Annotated in this window: 9 protein-coding genes; 8 read left to right on the forward strand and 1 reads right to left on the reverse strand. The window is 63.1% G+C overall.

Annotated elements, in window-relative coordinates; genetic code table 11:
• The first annotated feature begins 225 nt into the window (after positions 1 to 225).
• From tpiA to HMPREF2528_RS06990, 8 genes are all read left to right on the forward strand, one after another.
• Positions 226 to 1,002 (forward strand): triose-phosphate isomerase, encoded by a 777-nt coding sequence (gene tpiA / locus HMPREF2528_RS06955; RefSeq protein ID WP_005509126.1) that lies wholly within the window; start codon positions 226 to 228, stop codon positions 1,000 to 1,002.
• Between the two features lie 198 nt (positions 1,003 to 1,200).
• Positions 1,201 to 1,665 carry a hypothetical protein gene (locus HMPREF2528_RS06960; protein ID WP_044143857.1) on the forward strand — a complete coding sequence of 155 codons (465 nt, stop codon included), beginning with the start codon at positions 1,201 to 1,203 and terminating at the stop codon, positions 1,663 to 1,665.
• Between the two features lie 108 nt (positions 1,666 to 1,773).
• Positions 1,774 to 2,031: a preprotein translocase subunit SecG gene (secG, locus tag HMPREF2528_RS06965; RefSeq protein WP_005506130.1), complete on the forward strand. Its 258-nt coding sequence runs from the start codon at positions 1,774 to 1,776 to the stop codon at positions 2,029 to 2,031.
• A gap of 187 nt (positions 2,032 to 2,218) precedes the next feature.
• Positions 2,219 to 3,628: an SWIM zinc finger family protein gene (locus tag HMPREF2528_RS06970; protein WP_070543456.1), complete on the forward strand. Its 1,410-nt coding sequence runs from the start codon at positions 2,219 to 2,221 to the stop codon at positions 3,626 to 3,628.
• A 96-nt stretch (positions 3,629 to 3,724) separates the two neighbouring features.
• The gene (locus tag HMPREF2528_RS06975; RefSeq protein WP_070543458.1) at positions 3,725 to 6,496 is read left to right on the forward strand and encodes a DUF6493 family protein; all 2,772 of its coding nucleotides are present in this window, start codon (positions 3,725 to 3,727) and stop codon (positions 6,494 to 6,496) included.
• A 78-nt stretch (positions 6,497 to 6,574) separates the two neighbouring features.
• Entirely contained in the window at positions 6,575 to 9,490 is a 2,916-nt protein-coding gene (locus tag HMPREF2528_RS06980; protein WP_070543460.1) for an endonuclease, read from the forward strand.
• Entirely contained in the window at positions 9,483 to 11,846 is a 2,364-nt protein-coding gene (locus HMPREF2528_RS06985) for a DUF6493 family protein (protein ID WP_070543772.1), read from the forward strand. Before HMPREF2528_RS06980 ends, HMPREF2528_RS06985 begins: the two co-directional genes overlap by 8 nt.
• A 447-nt stretch (positions 11,847 to 12,293) precedes the next feature.
• On the forward strand, positions 12,294 to 14,927 hold the full coding sequence (locus tag HMPREF2528_RS06990) for a hypothetical protein (RefSeq protein ID WP_070543462.1): 2,634 nt from the start codon (positions 12,294 to 12,296) through the stop codon (positions 14,925 to 14,927).
• A gap of 147 nt (positions 14,928 to 15,074) precedes the next feature.
• Here the strand turns inward: HMPREF2528_RS06990 and HMPREF2528_RS06995 are convergent, their stop codons facing one another.
• Entirely contained in the window at positions 15,075 to 15,422 is a 348-nt protein-coding gene (locus HMPREF2528_RS06995) for a type II toxin-antitoxin system HicB family antitoxin (RefSeq protein ID WP_012903584.1), read from the reverse strand.
• Positions 15,423 to 15,434 lie beyond the last annotated feature (12 nt).

The following is a 15,434-nucleotide window of genomic DNA, read 5'->3' on the forward strand; positions in this document are numbered from 1 at the left end:
ACCGGCAGAATACCGGCAGGGTAGAGCCCCCTAAGCTCCACCCTGCCGGTACTTCGTATCCGGGGTTCCGCGCAATCAGCGAACGCGGGGTGAGAATAGTCAAGGCACAGCATAAAACCGCGCCGAACCAGTGAAAATATGCCGCCAACCCTCTAAAATAGAAAAGGAAAATTCCGAACAACAACCCCGCCCGGCATACCGCGCGGGAAAGCTAAGGAGCGAACTATGTCGCGTAAGCCCCTCATCGCAGGCAACTGGAAGATGAACCTCAACCACGCAGAGGCAGTCACCCTCGTCCAGAAGCTCGCATGGACCCTCGACGACGCAAACTTCAACTTCTCCGCAACCGAAGTAGCCGTCTTCCCGCCCTTCACCGACATCCGCTCCGTGCAGACCCTCGTCGAAGGCGACAAGCTGGACATCCTCTACGGCGGCCAGGACCTCTCCGTCCACGACTCCGGCGCATACACCGGCGAAATCTCCGGCGCATTCCTCTCCAAGCTCGGCGCAACCTTCGTGCTCGTCGGCCACTCCGAGCGCCGCACCTACCACCACGAAAGCGACGAGCTGTGCGCAGCAAAGGTTCAGGCAGCATACAAGCACGGCCTGACCCCCGTCCTCTGCGTCGGTGAGCCCCTCGAAATCCGCGAAGCAGGCACCCACGTCGAGTACACCCTCGAGCAGCTGCGCGGCTCCATCGCAGGTCTGACCGCAGAGCAGGCAGAAACCCTCGTCATCGCATACGAGCCCGTCTGGGCAATCGGCACCGGCAAGGTCGCAACCGCAGACGACGCACAGGAAATGTCCGCAGCAATCCGCGCAGAAATCGCTAAGCTCTACTCCGCAGACGTTGCAGAGAAGGTCCGCGTTCTCTACGGCGGCTCCGTCAAGTCCTCCTCCGCACCCTCCATCATGGGCAAGGAAGACGTGGACGGCGTGCTCGTCGGCGGCGCATCCCTGCAGGCTGACGAGTTCGCAGCAATCGCACGCTTCGACGCATAAAACCCCGACGCACCACAGCGTCTCATAGCGTTACAGCGCCCGGCGGGTACCCACCCGACCGGGCGCTGGACCATTTAACCGCCACCGAGATAGCGGTGGGCGTAAGAGCCGGGTGTATGAGGCAGGCGCGTTCGCCCCTAACCGCAAAACCCGCCCAGAATACGCCGACCCCGCGGTTCGCCCCGTACACTTAACGGCATGTTCAGCTTTGGTTTTTCCCTGGTCATCGCAGCCCTCGTCGGCATGATCCTCTACAGCTACCTGCGCAACCGCAAAGTGAGTGCCCCGCGCCTACCCGGCAATGACGGCGGCAACATCGGCTACGCAGGCGGCGCAGAATACCAGGAACCCTCGCCCGAATACCAGTACTTCGAGAGCCGCCGAGAAGCATTCCTCGACCAGCTCTACAGCCGCACTTCCTCACCGGAAATCCCCGTCACCCTCACCCTGCGCGACTGGGTAGACCAGGGCTTCTACGCTGAAGGAGGCGCCTACTGGGCAGCCGCGCAGCAGTTCACCTACTACCTCATCGACGGCGGATACGTGCGCGCCTACGACACCGAAGGCGACGAACTCACCGCCCAGCGTGTGCTCACCGACCGCCCCGCAGCACTGCAGCTGACCCCCAGCGAATACCAGCGCCGCAGCAACCGCGCCGCGTAAAAAGCCGCCTCAACGTGACCGAATGGCGGCTGTAGCGTATAGTTAAACCCGTCTGTCTGCACCCCGCAGCCCAGGCACTCCACCAGAAGACAACGAAGGAAGGTCCCCATGGACGTCATCATGAACGTACTCATGGTCATCATCGCCATCACCAGCGTGATCGCAGTGATGCTTGTGCTGCTCAACCGCGGTCAGGGCGGCGGCCTCTCCGACATGTTCGGCGGCGGTATGACCAACTCCCTGAACTCCTCCGGTATGGCATCCAAGAACCTGATCCGCCTGACCGTCACCGTGATCGTCATCTGGGTTATCGCAGTGGTCCTGTACGGCCTGGCAATGCGCTTCAACGGCCAGATCGTCGTCTAGTCGCCTCTCATCAGAGCCCACGCCCACCCCACCGAGGGTGAGCCAATAGAGCTTCTCCCCGGCACTTCTCAACCGAGAATGCCGGGGATTTTTTATGCACCAAACGGCAATGACGAAAGCGGTAGCGGGGCGCAAATCTTTACGGCATGATAGGACGTATACACCACATACGAAAGGCAAAGAAGCCATGAGCGCCTACACCCTCGACTACACGTACACCGCACCGTCAGCCCTCATCGACGGCGCCGACTCCCGCGCGCTCAGCCTCGCCACCAGCGGCGGCAGCACCCCTGAAGGTGCCGCCTCCCACCCGTACTTCTTCTCCGGGTTCCTCGAACGAGCAGACGTCTACGCCACCGCATTACTGGTCGTCGCCAGGGTCGCCCGCACCCGCTTCTACGTGCCGCCCAGCTCCCTCGCCGGAGCCCTACGCGCCGCAGACCCCGTCGTCACCAGCACCGCCGAAGGCCTGCGCTTCGAATCCTTCAGCGCCTGCTGCGGAGTGTACGCGCGCCTCGACGTTGACTCCAGCGCACTCGACGCCAGCCACAGCGCCGTAGGCGTCACCAACGTAGACGTCAACCCGCCCCTGCGCGCCGCGCTCGCCTCCCTCAGGGCAGGGGAGCCCATCCACCTGAACGTTGGCGATGATGGGCTACTCACCACCACCCTTGACGGCTCCGTCATGGAAGAAAAAGTGCCGCTGCCCATCCGCTGGCTCAAGGGCTTTGCAGAAACGCAGATGCTCTCATCCCGCATGAGCCCCGTGCACAGCCTGGACGCTGCCGCCGCCCGAACCTTCATCCACTCCCTGCCGCGTAACTCCAGCACCAAGGCGGTCCTGTGGGCGACCCGCGCGGTGCGTTCCCTGCGCCTTGCCACCCGCGCCACCGCCGGATCTGTATGCGTGGCGGGCCCCGAGCGTCTGCGTGTGCTTGAGCCGCTCATCCGCCACATTCAGCGCCTGGACGCGTACAGTGAGCCCGTGAGCGCCGGTAACGCGCCCGTGCCCAGCGTGTGGGTGGCGCACCTGCCCGGCGCACGCCTGAGTATTGGTCTGAGCCCCGAAAAGTCACGCGGATTCTCAGGTGAGGGGTCCGTGCTGCAGGCGCTGTCTAACCCGAACACCGCCCAGAACGCTGACATGCTCAGCGTGCTGCTTTCCTTCGAGCCGCGCATTGACGTGCCCGTCATGTCTGCCCGCGCCGGCCTGGACGAGGCAGCAACCCGCGACGCCCTCGCCCTGCTGGCTTCCTCCGGTCAGGTTGGTTTTGACGCGCACGCTGGTGAGTATTTCCACCGCCCGCTGCCCGTGCATCCGGAGGCGCTGACCGCCATGCACCCGCGCCTGGTCGGCGCGAAAAAGCTTGCCGACTCCGGCGCCATTGAGCGGGTCGGTGCGGGCGAGCACGGCACCGGCGAGTACAGTGTGCGCAGCGGCGAGAACACGTACACCGTGACGCTACCCGCCGACCCGTACGCCGTGGAGGGGTACCTCTGCTCCTGCCCCTGGTGGTTGAAGTACCGCGGTACGCGCGGCCCCTGCAAACACGCGCTGGCGGTCAGTATTCTCTACCGCGAACACGCCGCCGGCTAGACACACCACGCACCGCACTAAACTCTTGCGGCGAAAATCTGAGCCGCACAATTTCTGCCGCGAGAGTTCCTTTCAGCTTCCTTCCGAAAGACCACCATGAGCAAACGCCCCGAAACGCACACCTTCCCCGAAGGTGTTATCACCGAGCCGCTCCCCGGTGAAGTCATTTACCCGCTCCTCAGGCAACAGAAAACCTGGAGCGACATCATGCACTTCAACCGCAACCTCGCCAACATTTTGGCGGTCGGCGGCACCCTCGAACAGATTTACCGCCGCTGGCAGTACTTCGACATTATTAGCACCCCGTTCGGCTCTGAGGTCGGCAAAAATAAGCCCGGAACCGTCACGCAGGACCGCGTCAAAGCCTACGCAGAGTTCGGCTGGTTCACCGGAGGCGTTGCCATGCGCCTAGCTGAGCTCTACGGTGGGGCGTGCCTCGAACACAACGAGGAATACTACACTGCCCTCATCAACTGCGACCGTGAGCTGATCCTCCCGTTGCTGCGCGAGGACGAACAGCTCCGCGAAGAACTCATCTGGGGCATGCTCGCCGTCGAAGGTAACCGGGACGTATCCCTCACCCAGCGTGACTCTTACAAGCCCGGGCAGAAGGTCAACAACCCCGGCTGGTCCTGCGCCCTCATCGAAGCCAGCGAAACCGGGCTGATTAGCCGTGACCGCCTGATTGATGCGCTCCTGAGCTCCCTCATGAGTGACTTCCCGGCGTACCGGGTCGGCTGGTTCTCGCGACTGGTCACCGGGCTCAAACTCACCGCCGAAGAAATTGCGGCACGTCAGAGCGAATTTCTGACGCTTTTCTCCTCGCCCATCGGCCCGAGCGTAACCCTTGGTGTGCAGCATATTCACCGCCTCTGGAGCAAAAACCCGCAGGCGCTGGACGCCACCGCCTTCGCCTACGCGGCACCCGCCGTATGCGCCGGAACTAAAGCAAACGCACTCAAAATCCTGACCATGCTCCAGGCGCTGTACCGGGCGGGCACCCTCGATGCTGCCGCTTGCGAAGACGCTGTGGTCATGGCGCTCAGCCACACCCACGCGCAGGTTCAAGCCGCCGCCCTCAACCACCTCGAAGAATGGGTGCAGGCGGGCGCTGCAGACAACGCGAGCGCCGAGACTATCGTGTTCGCCGAGCGTGCCCGCGAACTCTACCGCGACTACCGACCCCAGCTCGATCCGCTGGTTGTGGCGCAGATTCAGGAAGAGGGCTCGCCGCTCCTCGAAGATGGGTACAGCCCGGAGAATAGCCAGGGGAGCGGTACCGAAAGCACCGCCCTCACTGAAGCCGCTGATATTGAGGCCGCCGCCGCGGAGGCGCTCGCCGCCTCCCGCGCCGTAATCCACCGGTACTGGGACACCCCCGTGCGCCCCGTTACCGCATCTGACGTGCAAGAACGCGCCCGTGCGCTGCTGCACCACCAGGTCGCGCCCTGCGCCACCCCCGACACTCTCAACGAAGTGGACCAGCCCGAAACGCACGCCGGATGCGAGCTGGAGCTGGAACTGCTCACCGCCTACCTGCTCAGCGCCGACGGCATCGCGCAGAGCCCCAACCTGCTCGAACAGCTTGTTCCTATCTGCCTGAAAAAGCTGAACCACTGGGGCCTGGAATGGTTCGACATGCGCGCGCATTTGACGGTTCTTGCCGCCGCCGGGAAGCTGCGTGAGCGCCCGAAGGCATCGGAGATGACCCCGAGGGAAGACCCCGGTACGGTGCCGAACCTGCACTACATGTACTCCCGCCACGCCGCGTTCTTCAGCACCGGCTTCAAGGATGCCCTCGGCGCGCTGAAGAGCAGGCAGAGCTACACGCCGCTCGCCACCCCTGAACTGCTCGGCGGGTGGGTGCATCCGGATACCCTGGTACGCCGGTACGCCAAGAACCTGGCTGATGGAGCCCCCATCCTGCGCCAGGATTTCACGGCGGCGCTGTTGCGTGTGCGTGTGCCGGAGGTGCTGCCTCCATACGCTACCGACGAGCAGCGGCAGGATGCACAGAGCCGCCGTGCTGAGGCGCTGACCCTGCTTGAAAGCCTTGAAGAGCAATACGTGAAGAACGCTCAAGAGGACGCTCCGCGCTCTGCGCCTACACAGATTCGCGTGCTCCGCTCCGCCCTCGACGGCACCCTCGCCACCGGGCGCGTCAACCCCTACCTGGAATCCATCACGGTATCCCAGAGAGAAACAAGCTGGGGCCTTCAGCTGAACGGGGTGATGGACGGCGCCTCTACCCCCGAGCTGAATGCTTTCCGCGGCCTCGCCACCGCCCACCACGACGAAGAAGGACAATACGCCCTGCTCTACCCCTCGCGGGCAGAACCGCTGGCGTACTATTGCGCCGGCAGCAACTGGTACATCTTGGATCACTCCACCTTCGACCGTGAACTCTACCTGGCGTTGGCGGCGCACCCCGGCGTGTGGGGTCCCGCTTGCGCCTTCGTGTTTGCCGCGGGCTTCTCGGAGCAGCGCGTTGAGATTCGTTCCCTCGCTGTGGAAATCATGCACCGCGTGCTGGACGACCAGCTCAGCCTCGAGGATGCCACCGCAGGCTTCGTGAACTTTGTGCCGCTGGCGATGCTGAACCGTTGGGCGCTTGCCCTCACCGACTTCGCTCAGCTGGATGCACGGGCGGCGGTGCGCTTCTTCGCGCGCCTCATACCGCACCTGGATACCGGGGCGAACTCGCTCGGCAAGCTACTGGGTGCTTTCAGCCAGGCGCTGGCGACTCTCGACCCTGCCACCCGTGCGGAGCTCGTGGATGAGTCGCTGCGTGCCTGGTTGGGTACGCTGACTGGTTCTTCGCAGAAGGCGCGGTACGCCCGGAATATCCTCAACCAGGTGCAGGGCTAACCGCTCAACCAGCCCTCATTCGACACTTCCGTTCAACTTTTCACGACCATTCACCATCAACTCTGAAAGCAGGTACCAATGACTGATACCGCCCAGCCGCATAACCCTAACGAATGCAGCGCCGGTGAGCACAACGCAGGTGAGCGCACCCTCGAAGAGCGCCGCGCCGCCCTCAAAGCACTCATGGCGGCAGAATCAACTGACGTGCAGGAATACCACGCCGTCATCAGCGGCTCCACCGAGGAGGAGCGCGCCTCCCTCGCCCGAACCCTCACCCCCAAGAGCGTGATCGGTAGCGACCACATTAACCGCACCCCGCTTGCCGCCTACGTTGCTGGGGCGCTCGTGCGCACCCCCGACGGTGACCCGTGGGAATACCACCGCTCCGCCGGACGAACCATGCGCACCCTTCTCTGGGAAGGTAAACCCGACCAGCGGCTGATTGACGCGTTCCTGCTCGGCGCTTCTGAACGCCCCGAGGAGTGGATTCTGCGTTTTATTGAGGGCCTCCCGAACTCTTGGGCGCGCTCGAAGAAAATTTGGGAAACCTGCTACACGCTGCTTCGCGCCCGCAATCTGAGCTGCGATGCCCCCGAATACCTGGTCCTTTTCCTGCACGAGGCCCTGCCCTGCGTGAAGAAGGACAGCGCCAGCAACCACGCCCAGCTCAAAACCTTCTTCACCCGTGACATGACCCTGCTCGACCAGGAGTTCTGGGCGGTCTTCCGCACCGAGGGGGTGCTCTTCAAGGGCTACGGCAACTACATGGGTGAAAGCGCGGAACTGTGCCGCCTCATGGGCGAATACTTCGACATTCGCGACGAGATTCTGGACGCCCTGCTACGTGGCCTGACCAGCGATTTCAGCGCATTCAACTCGGCTGCGTTCCACTCCGTCTACACCGATCTGCAGCCCACCGACGCAGAAAACCGGGCACGCTTCGGGCAGCTCATGGCTGTCCTCACCGCAGAGCCCAGTGCCTCCGTCGGATTCGCTCAGACCATGCTGCAGAACGTGCTCAAAGCCTGCGCACCCGCCGCCCTGCAGAAGACCCCCGATCTGCAGCCCCTCGAACAGGTCGACCTGGAACAGCTCATCGACGCACTCGGCGCGAACCTCTACCGCACCGAAAAGAAGATTCAGCGCGGCGCCCTGCGCCTGCTCAAGCTCATCGCCACCCAGTACGCTGGTTTGAGTAAAGCCAAGCGTAAGAAGGCGCAAACCGCCGAGCAGGTGGCGCTCGCCAACTATGTTGCTGACCGCATCCTCGAAGCCTACGAGGTGCTACCCCTGGAACTGCGCGGTGCCGCGGAAGCCTGCCTGCCCGAAGACCGCCTGCCCCAGGCGGAGGCGGCGGAGGCGGCGGGCGCTTCCATAGAGGTACCGCCGGTGCTGTTGCCCGGCGTTGAGCACCGAGAACCTGTTGCATCCATGGCAAATTTGGAAGAGTTCTGCACCCTCATTACGGAGGAGTCGAACACAAACTCCAGTCGAATGACCGGGGACGAATCTCCCAGCACTCGGGGAGAGAACCTGGCTCGTCTTTACCACTTTGCCGCAACCGGACAACTGGCACCGGCAGATCAGCAGCAGCTTCGTACCCTGCGCAAAATTGCTGACCATTACAGCTACAACAACGTCGCGTACATGCCTGCGCTCTGCGCCGTGTTGGAAGCTAACGCCGAGGCCGCGGGATACGAGTCGTGGGAGCTACCCGAGCTGACGCCGCTCCTGCAGTATTCCGACCGTAGTGAGATGGTTGCACGAGCCCGCCCGAGTAACGCGCTCCTGGGCAAGGAAGAGATGATACGTCTGACTATTCAGAATAAACACCATCTCTGGAATGCTGACTACAAGCCGTTGAAGGGTTACCGTGACCTCTACGAGATCTTCCGCGAGCAGATGCGTGCCGTCGCCGCCGGGGGAGAGTACCACACGGATGGTCGTACAGTGCGCCTGCTGAGCGCACCACTACCCGCCCGCCAGCTGACCTACAGTGACTGGACTTATCGCACTGTTTCTGGCATGGATATGCCCTGGAGCGGCTTCAACCGCGGTCTCGACAATGATCGAGTCTGGGAATACCAGGAGGCCAGCAGGTCGGGTCGTCTCCGCGAGGCAGGCTTCGAAAACTTTAACGTTGAGGAATTCGTGAAGTACCAGCCCATGTGGCAGGTCAAGGGCGACATTGCGGATACCGCGGATGAGGCTCGCGAGGCGCTGAGCCACGCAACCGCTGGCATGAGCCCCAAGGAAGCCATCGCCTACGAAGCTCTTAACACCGCCTTGATCCCCTTCGTGTATCTGCTGAATCTCGACAGGGTTGACAGCTGGCTGGGTGACTTCCTCCCGGCGCTCACCGAGTGGGCGTCCTGGCTGCTTCAGAACAACCCGGACCTGCTTTCGGCATACTTCCTGTTTGCCGCTTCGCAGTGCGTTGAGGAGAAGACCGTAAACCCCGTCCCCGTGCTCATGCGCGCGCTGAGGGAGTCCACCGTGCAGGTGGGCGCCCCCTCCTGCACCCTGCTCGGTTACGTGGCGAGCGCGAAGAACCCCGAGTACCGTCTGGCGGCGGCAGAAGCCATCGCGGCGCTCTTTGAGGCGGGCTTGCTGGATACATCCACCTTCGCAGAGACCCTGAAGTGGGCTCTGGAGGACGGGATGGTTCTTCCTAACCGCCTGGTGGCGACCCTGCGTGAGGTGTCGTCTATCGGTGTTCTGGCGGGTTGGCGTGTGCTGCAGGTTCTGCGCCTGCTGCTGCCGATGGTTGGCGGGTTGACGAAGGGCGGCGACTATGTGCGCCTGGCGGTGGAGCTTGCCGAACTGTACGGCACGCCGGTTGAAATCCCCGCCGAACTGGAGCCGAAAATGAAGGGCTCCACGGTGCTGGCGAAGAGCCTGCGCGCCCTGGTTGCGGTGACCCCGCGCGTGACTGAGGAGGCGCTTGCTGCCCGCGAAGCTACGCTCGCGCTACTGGGTGAGAGCGGTGCCTAATACTGTGCCTGAAAGCGTGCATCCTGCGGCGCCTGCGTGGAGCGCCGAATACCTGCAGGAGTTCCTGTGGCGTATTGTGCCGGGTCGTTCCATGCGCTCTATGGATGATGAGGTGATTGCCGAGTTTTTCAGGGAGCATCCGGAACACTGGGAAAAAATCTGGGCGCTGTTTACCGTGGAGGGCGCCATACCCTCGAATGGTCTAGCACTCTGGTTTATTTATGATGCGCAGCTAACTATTTGCGGTCATGATTTGCTGGTGTATTTGGCGGAGCGTTTTCCGCAGTATCGAGCCCGGATTGAGCAGGAGTGCGTTCAGGCATTGCTACGTGATTATGCACCGCAGAACGCCCGCGTTTTCTCGCGTGCCTTTGAGGCTCTGACGGCGGTTCCGAAGGGGCTGCGCGGTGCTGAACGTAAGCAGGCTTTGGTGGGTCAGGCGCAATCCTATGCTCGGCACGGTGCGCTGATTCCGGCGTTGTTGGCTTCGCCGGTGGCGACCACGGCTGCCGTGGGCGCGCAGATGCTGCAGAGTGTTCTGCAGATCTGCGCGCCGTCTGGCGGTTCTGCCCCTGCCGGTCTGCTGCCACTGACTGCTGGTGAGCTTCAAACCCTGGTGGCGGAGGCTCTACCTGCCGTCGCGCAGTTGCTGTTCCGGCGTGAGAAGAAGCTGATGACTGCCGGTTTGAAGGTGCTTGAGTTGAGTGTCCGGGCGGTACCGGAACGTGCCGGGGAGGTGTCTGTTTACGCGCAGGATGCTGTGGAGGTTCTTCCTCTGGAGCTGCGCGATCGTGCCCAGAAGCTGTGCCCTGACACTGTGCCTGCACAGCCTAGTTCGATTCAGTCTGGCTCGGCTCAGCTCGCCTGCACCCAGTCTGCCTCAGATCAGCCGCCCCGTAGCGTGCAGATCCCGGATGTCCCTGCCCTTGGGCTCTCAGCCTCGGAGGTGAACGCCGCCCTCAACGCGGCGCCCCAGGCTGGGCGCGCCTCCGAAGCTACCCGGGATGCTAATCGTAACGACCGGGACTGCGAAGAGCTGCTGTTCGCCCTCTACCACCTCAACGAGAGGGAGCAGTCTGTCCGCCGCATCCCGGCGCTGCTGAACTATCTGCATCGGGCGCATCAGGAGGGGCGAGTCATTGAGTTCAGCCCCGCTTTTCAGAAGCATCTGCGCCGCTACCTGAGCCGTGCCTGGCATGACGGTCGCGACCAATTGCGGTATCTGGCGTACCGTCTGCTGATTCAGCATGCGTACGCCCCAGACCCTGACCCGCAGGCAGCACTCACCGAGCACACGGGTCGTTTTCAGGGTGCTGATTTTCATTTCAAGGGGTACCCGCGCAAGGGTAGCGAATATTGGGCGTACCGTTCGCCCACGGCACTATTCCATGAGCAGCTTCGCGTTGCGTTCGGGGATCAGCCCTATAGTAGCGAGGGTGCGGCTGGGCAGGGCTTTGCGCCTCTGCTGGCTGAGCCGCTGCCTGCGGTGGAGCGTTCTTTTGAGCGCACGGTGATTCGTTTCAAGTCGTACCGTGAGGCGTTTCCGAAGGTTCTGCACGGCGAGTATGAGGTGAATGATTCCACCTATGAGCTGTGGCAGGTGCCGGGGGAGGAGCTAGCCACGGAGCGGAGCACGTTCACGGCGGCGGCATACACGGTGGCTGGTGCCTGTGTGGAGTATCCGGGGCGTTCCCTGGAACATGCCGAGGTGCCGTCTGTTGCCCTAGTATGCGGCTGGTACGCCTGGGTGATGCGCCACAACCCGGACCTTCTGGCGGCGCAGTATAAGCCGCTGCTGAGCGTGTATCAGTTCTCTCGTCTTCACGGTTTTGAGGAGGTTATGCAGACGCTCGGTGCGGCGGAGCGTACTCTGGGTGTGCCGTCGTATAACTTCCTGGCGTGGGCTTCTGTAGTGTACGCCCCGGAGCGTCGCGCGTTGACGGCGGAGACGATTGCCTCCCTCATTGACCGCGGCAACTGGGATGCGCACCTTTTCGCCAGTGAGCTCGGGTACCTCCTGGAGCACGGCTGGTTCGGGGCGAATCGCCTGGTGCAGACGTTGAACGATGCCGCTTCGCTGAGCCCCTTGGCGGGGTGGTCCGTCTTCCAGACGGTGCGCCGGATTCTTCCGTTGGCTCCGCAGGTGGGTCAGGGTGCGTCCGTTGTGAAGCTTGCGGTGGAGCTTGCCGAACTGTACGGTACGCCGGTTGAGATTCCCGCCGAGCTGGAACCGAAAATGAAGGGCTCTACCGTGCTGGCGAAGAGCCTGCGTGCCCTGGCTGCCGTGCCTGCCCGCGAGACGGAGGAGGCGCTTGCCGCCCGCGAGGCCGCGCTCGCGCTATCGGGCGAGTCCTAGCCCGAAAAACCTACCTGCCGGTGAGGCTACTTGCCCCTTAGCTAGAGCCTCACCGGCGGGTAAAAACCCCCGAGCATGCTTCGGTGACGAAACGGCTTGACCACCGTCGCGGGGCGGGAGTACTCTATAGGTAATGGCGGATCATGAAGAGTCCTACTTTCTGAAATATCTTTTTCTTATATTTGTCGGATTCTTCGCTTCCCGCCATTTTTCTTTTAACCCCCGTTCCCACGCGGCTGATGGACAAGCACTCGGCGGATAAGCAGGCGACGGATAAACACCGCCCAGGCTCCGCTTACGTAACCGCCTGTTGCCCCCGCGAATACACACCCCCGCAGGTCACCGATGACCAAACCCAGCGACAACCCGCACCCACGCCGCTACGATAAGAACATAGACACACCACCGACGGTGACAGCCGGGTGAGACCAACGGAAAGGACGACCCGTGACCACTCCCTACGACGCATCCCCCTACCTGCAGGAATCACCCTACCTCAACGAATCCGCCTACCTTCACGGCGAAGCGCCCGAGGGCCTCAGCCCCCTCGTGCGCCTCATCCTGATGCGCCGCTACGGCGTGTACGTCTTCACCGACCTGTACGGCCCCTACTACCGCTCGAACTACTCGAGCATTAACGACCTGCACCACTCCGGCGCATTCGACACCGACCTGGGGCGAGTGTCCGCCCTGAGCAATTGCGGCCTGACCCTCAGCGAGGAATCCCTCGCCCAGGCGCTGAAGGTCAGCGCCAACGAATTTGCCCTGTTCTTGACCATCTGGTCCTACGAGTACGGGTACCGTCCCGGCCGCGTGTTCCGCCGCGACTTTGATCTGCGCGCCCTGGCGCTCCCCGAAGAGCAGCGCTACACCGAGCAGATCATGCACTACCTCTCCAACCCGTACTACAACCCGGACGGCACCGAGCGCATCGTTGGCGGCCTGCCCGAGAACTATGTGCCCTACGAGTGGCAGCAGCCGATGAGCCGCGCCAACTTCACGAGCATGGAACGCAACCGCCGACCCCTGCAGATGGTCAGCGGCGTGCAGAACGCCCTGATTATGGCGGGTGCACTCTACCGGCAGCTACTCGGTCAGCAGCAGGCGTACAACCAGACCGACCAGCGCGACCTGGTGGCGCTGCGCCGTTTCCTCGCCCAGCATGACGCCCTGCCGGCTGCCCGACCGGAGAACACCAGCCGCGAAAACCGCGTGTTCATCGCCGCCTGCCTGCACCCCGAAGACGCTGAGCACCTGCGCACCATGAAGGAGGCGCTCGCCCTCGCCGCCGCCTACTCGCGTCTGCGTTTCAACGGCACGGTGGGGGACCTGAGCCTGAGCATCGCGCCGCGCCTGAAGCTGCGCCGCAGCGAACGCACTCGCATCGCACACTTGCTCAACCGGGTGCTGGAGGCTGACCCGGTCGGTGCCCGCTACGACAGCGCGCCTGCCGCCGAAATGTACAAGCGCCTCGTCAAGGCGATTCACCCCGGTGACTACCCGTCACTGACCGCGCTGAGCCGCTGGGCTGACGACCTGTACCGCGGTGAGGTGTACAGCTTCGAGTCGCTGGTGGACCGCGCCTACGCCACCCGGGATGCGCAGAACGTGGCACGTCTGCTCTCGACCCGCCCCGGCGTGTTTGCACGCCAGCTGGTGCGCGCCCTGGATGCTTTCGAAGCGCCCCGCTACGGCATCGACACCGCGCCGAGCCCCGGCCAGCAGATCATCTTTGACGCGTTCGCCGCCGTGGCGCCGCGCGTTTCCGCGCCCATCCTGGTGCAAATCCGCAACCTGGTGACCCTGCAGCGTAACGCGCTCGCGAACCCGCCCAAGGAGCGCCCCGCCAACCCGGTGGCGGTGCAGGAGGACCGGGAGATGGCTGACTATGCGCGCCGCAACCCGGAGGGCGTCGCGAGGGTTCAGAACCTCATGCAGAACGCGGGCATCCCGAACCCGTTGGGCTCGTTCTTTGGGGATAATTCCGGCCCGGAGAACCCGCTGCCTTCTATCCCGGTCGGTTCCGAACCTGCCGCGAGCCAGCGCGAGGAGCGCCGCGCGGCGTCCGCTCAGAAGACTCAGCCTGCCGCCCCGCAGCGCATGAACCTGTCCAAGACCGGTATCGCCACCATGATTCCGGCGCGCGAGTACAGCCCGGTCGTGCTGGACCTGCTGGAGCGCCTGGTCGAGATTGGCCTGTCCGGCCGTCTTGCCGAGACCAGCATCTACCTGCCCGAGCAGGTGGGTGATACGATTATGCCGCTGAACACACGCAGTGCCCGCCCCTCCCTGGACGGTATGGGCCGCTACAACACCTCGACGGTGCACCTGCCGCCCACCGGCGTGATTCGCCTCTTCTGCTTCTGGGATGAGGGCGTGGACATTGACCTGTCGCTGATGATGTTCGATGCCGAAGGCAACTACATGGACAAGATCAGCTACTGGTCGCAGACCGTGAAAAACAGCCAGGGCGCCATTTACGCGCACCACTCCGGCGACATTACGGACGGTACCGGCGGCGCCTGGGAGTACATCGACATTGAGGCTCGCAAGGCGCTCAAGGCGGAGGTGTGCTACCTCGTGCCGGTGGTGCAGCTGTACTCCGGCTTCGGGGAGGCACACACCCTGGCCGCGGTGAACGACCTGCAGGCGGGCTTCATGGTGGTGCCCGCCGTGGGTGTGGGCGAGGTGCACGAGGTGAGCCAGGTGCACACCAAGTTCACCTTGCGCGCTGAGAGCCGCGGCGTGCTTCCGTTCATCGTGGACCTGCAGAACCGCGACCCGTACGACATCCCGGAGGAGACCGACGCCATCGTGAAGGTGACGGATATTGGTCTTGCCCACGGCATTAACGTGTTGCAGTCTGGCGCGAACATCACCGCCGTGCGTGAGCACTTTGACTGGGCGCAGCCCATGACGGTGCGCGAGTACCTGCAGCTGACCGGCGCGAAGCTCACCTCGACCGCTGAGGAGGCGCAGGAGGTGCTGGAGGCGACGGTTCCGTCGCTGGCGGCACTGTACGTGGGCTTTGAGAGCGAAGCGGAGGAAGCCCAGCCGCAGGCACAGCAGCTGAAGAATTAGAAACCGCAGAATCCTGCCGCTGCTGAACAGTAGGCGGGCGTAGCAAGAGTGGAGCCCCGGATAGTCGAAACTATCCGGGGCTCCACTCTTTTGTCATGTCATAACATTTTGGAATCTTCGTTGGATGATGAAGATGTACAGGCTTACTTAGGCGACCGCTTCGAGCTGTTGGCTCACGTACTGGTTCAGGCTCTGGTGAGAAAGCGCTGCCTGCTGAACCAGACGACGATGCAATTGCGGTGAAACACGCAAGTTGAATCGTCCTGAGAAGGAACGCAGAGAGAACGGTTCGGGTGCCTCGCGGCCATCTTCTTCAAGAATCTCAAGGGTATCGGCGACGACTTCTCGAATACCCGCGAATGCCTCGGTAGAGGTTGGGGCCAGGTATGAGAGGCTGGGGAATTCGGCTACGGTTCCGACGAATTCCTGGTCGTCTTCAGACCACTCGACGCGGTAGGTGTAGAGCTCCTGGCGGGGGAGAGTGTGACTCGGCATACTTCATGGTAC

Source organism: Rothia sp. HMSC078H08 (assembly GCF_001808955.1).
In the GTDB taxonomy this organism is placed as follows: domain Bacteria; phylum Actinomycetota; class Actinomycetes; order Actinomycetales; family Micrococcaceae; genus Rothia.

Bases quoted from the DNA above. Each gene is read 5' to 3' on its own strand.
- tpiA (WP_005509126.1), top strand. From the start codon at position 226: ATGTCGCGTAAGCCCCTCATCGCAGGCAACTGGAAGATGAACCTCAAC.
- HMPREF2528_RS06960 (WP_044143857.1), top strand. From the start codon at position 1,201: ATGTTCAGCTTTGGTTTTTCCCTGGTCATCGCAGCCCTCGTCGGCATG.
- secG (WP_005506130.1), top strand. From the start codon at position 1,774: ATGGACGTCATCATGAACGTACTCATGGTCATCATCGCCATCACCAGC.
- HMPREF2528_RS06970 (WP_070543456.1), top strand. From the start codon at position 2,219: ATGAGCGCCTACACCCTCGACTACACGTACACCGCACCGTCAGCCCTC.
- HMPREF2528_RS06975 (WP_070543458.1), top strand. From the start codon at position 3,725: ATGAGCAAACGCCCCGAAACGCACACCTTCCCCGAAGGTGTTATCACC.
- HMPREF2528_RS06980 (WP_070543460.1), top strand. From the start codon at position 6,575: ATGACTGATACCGCCCAGCCGCATAACCCTAACGAATGCAGCGCCGGT.
- HMPREF2528_RS06995 (WP_012903584.1), bottom strand. From the start codon at position 15,422: ATGCCGAGTCACACTCTCCCCCGCCAGGAGCTCTACACCTACCGCGTC.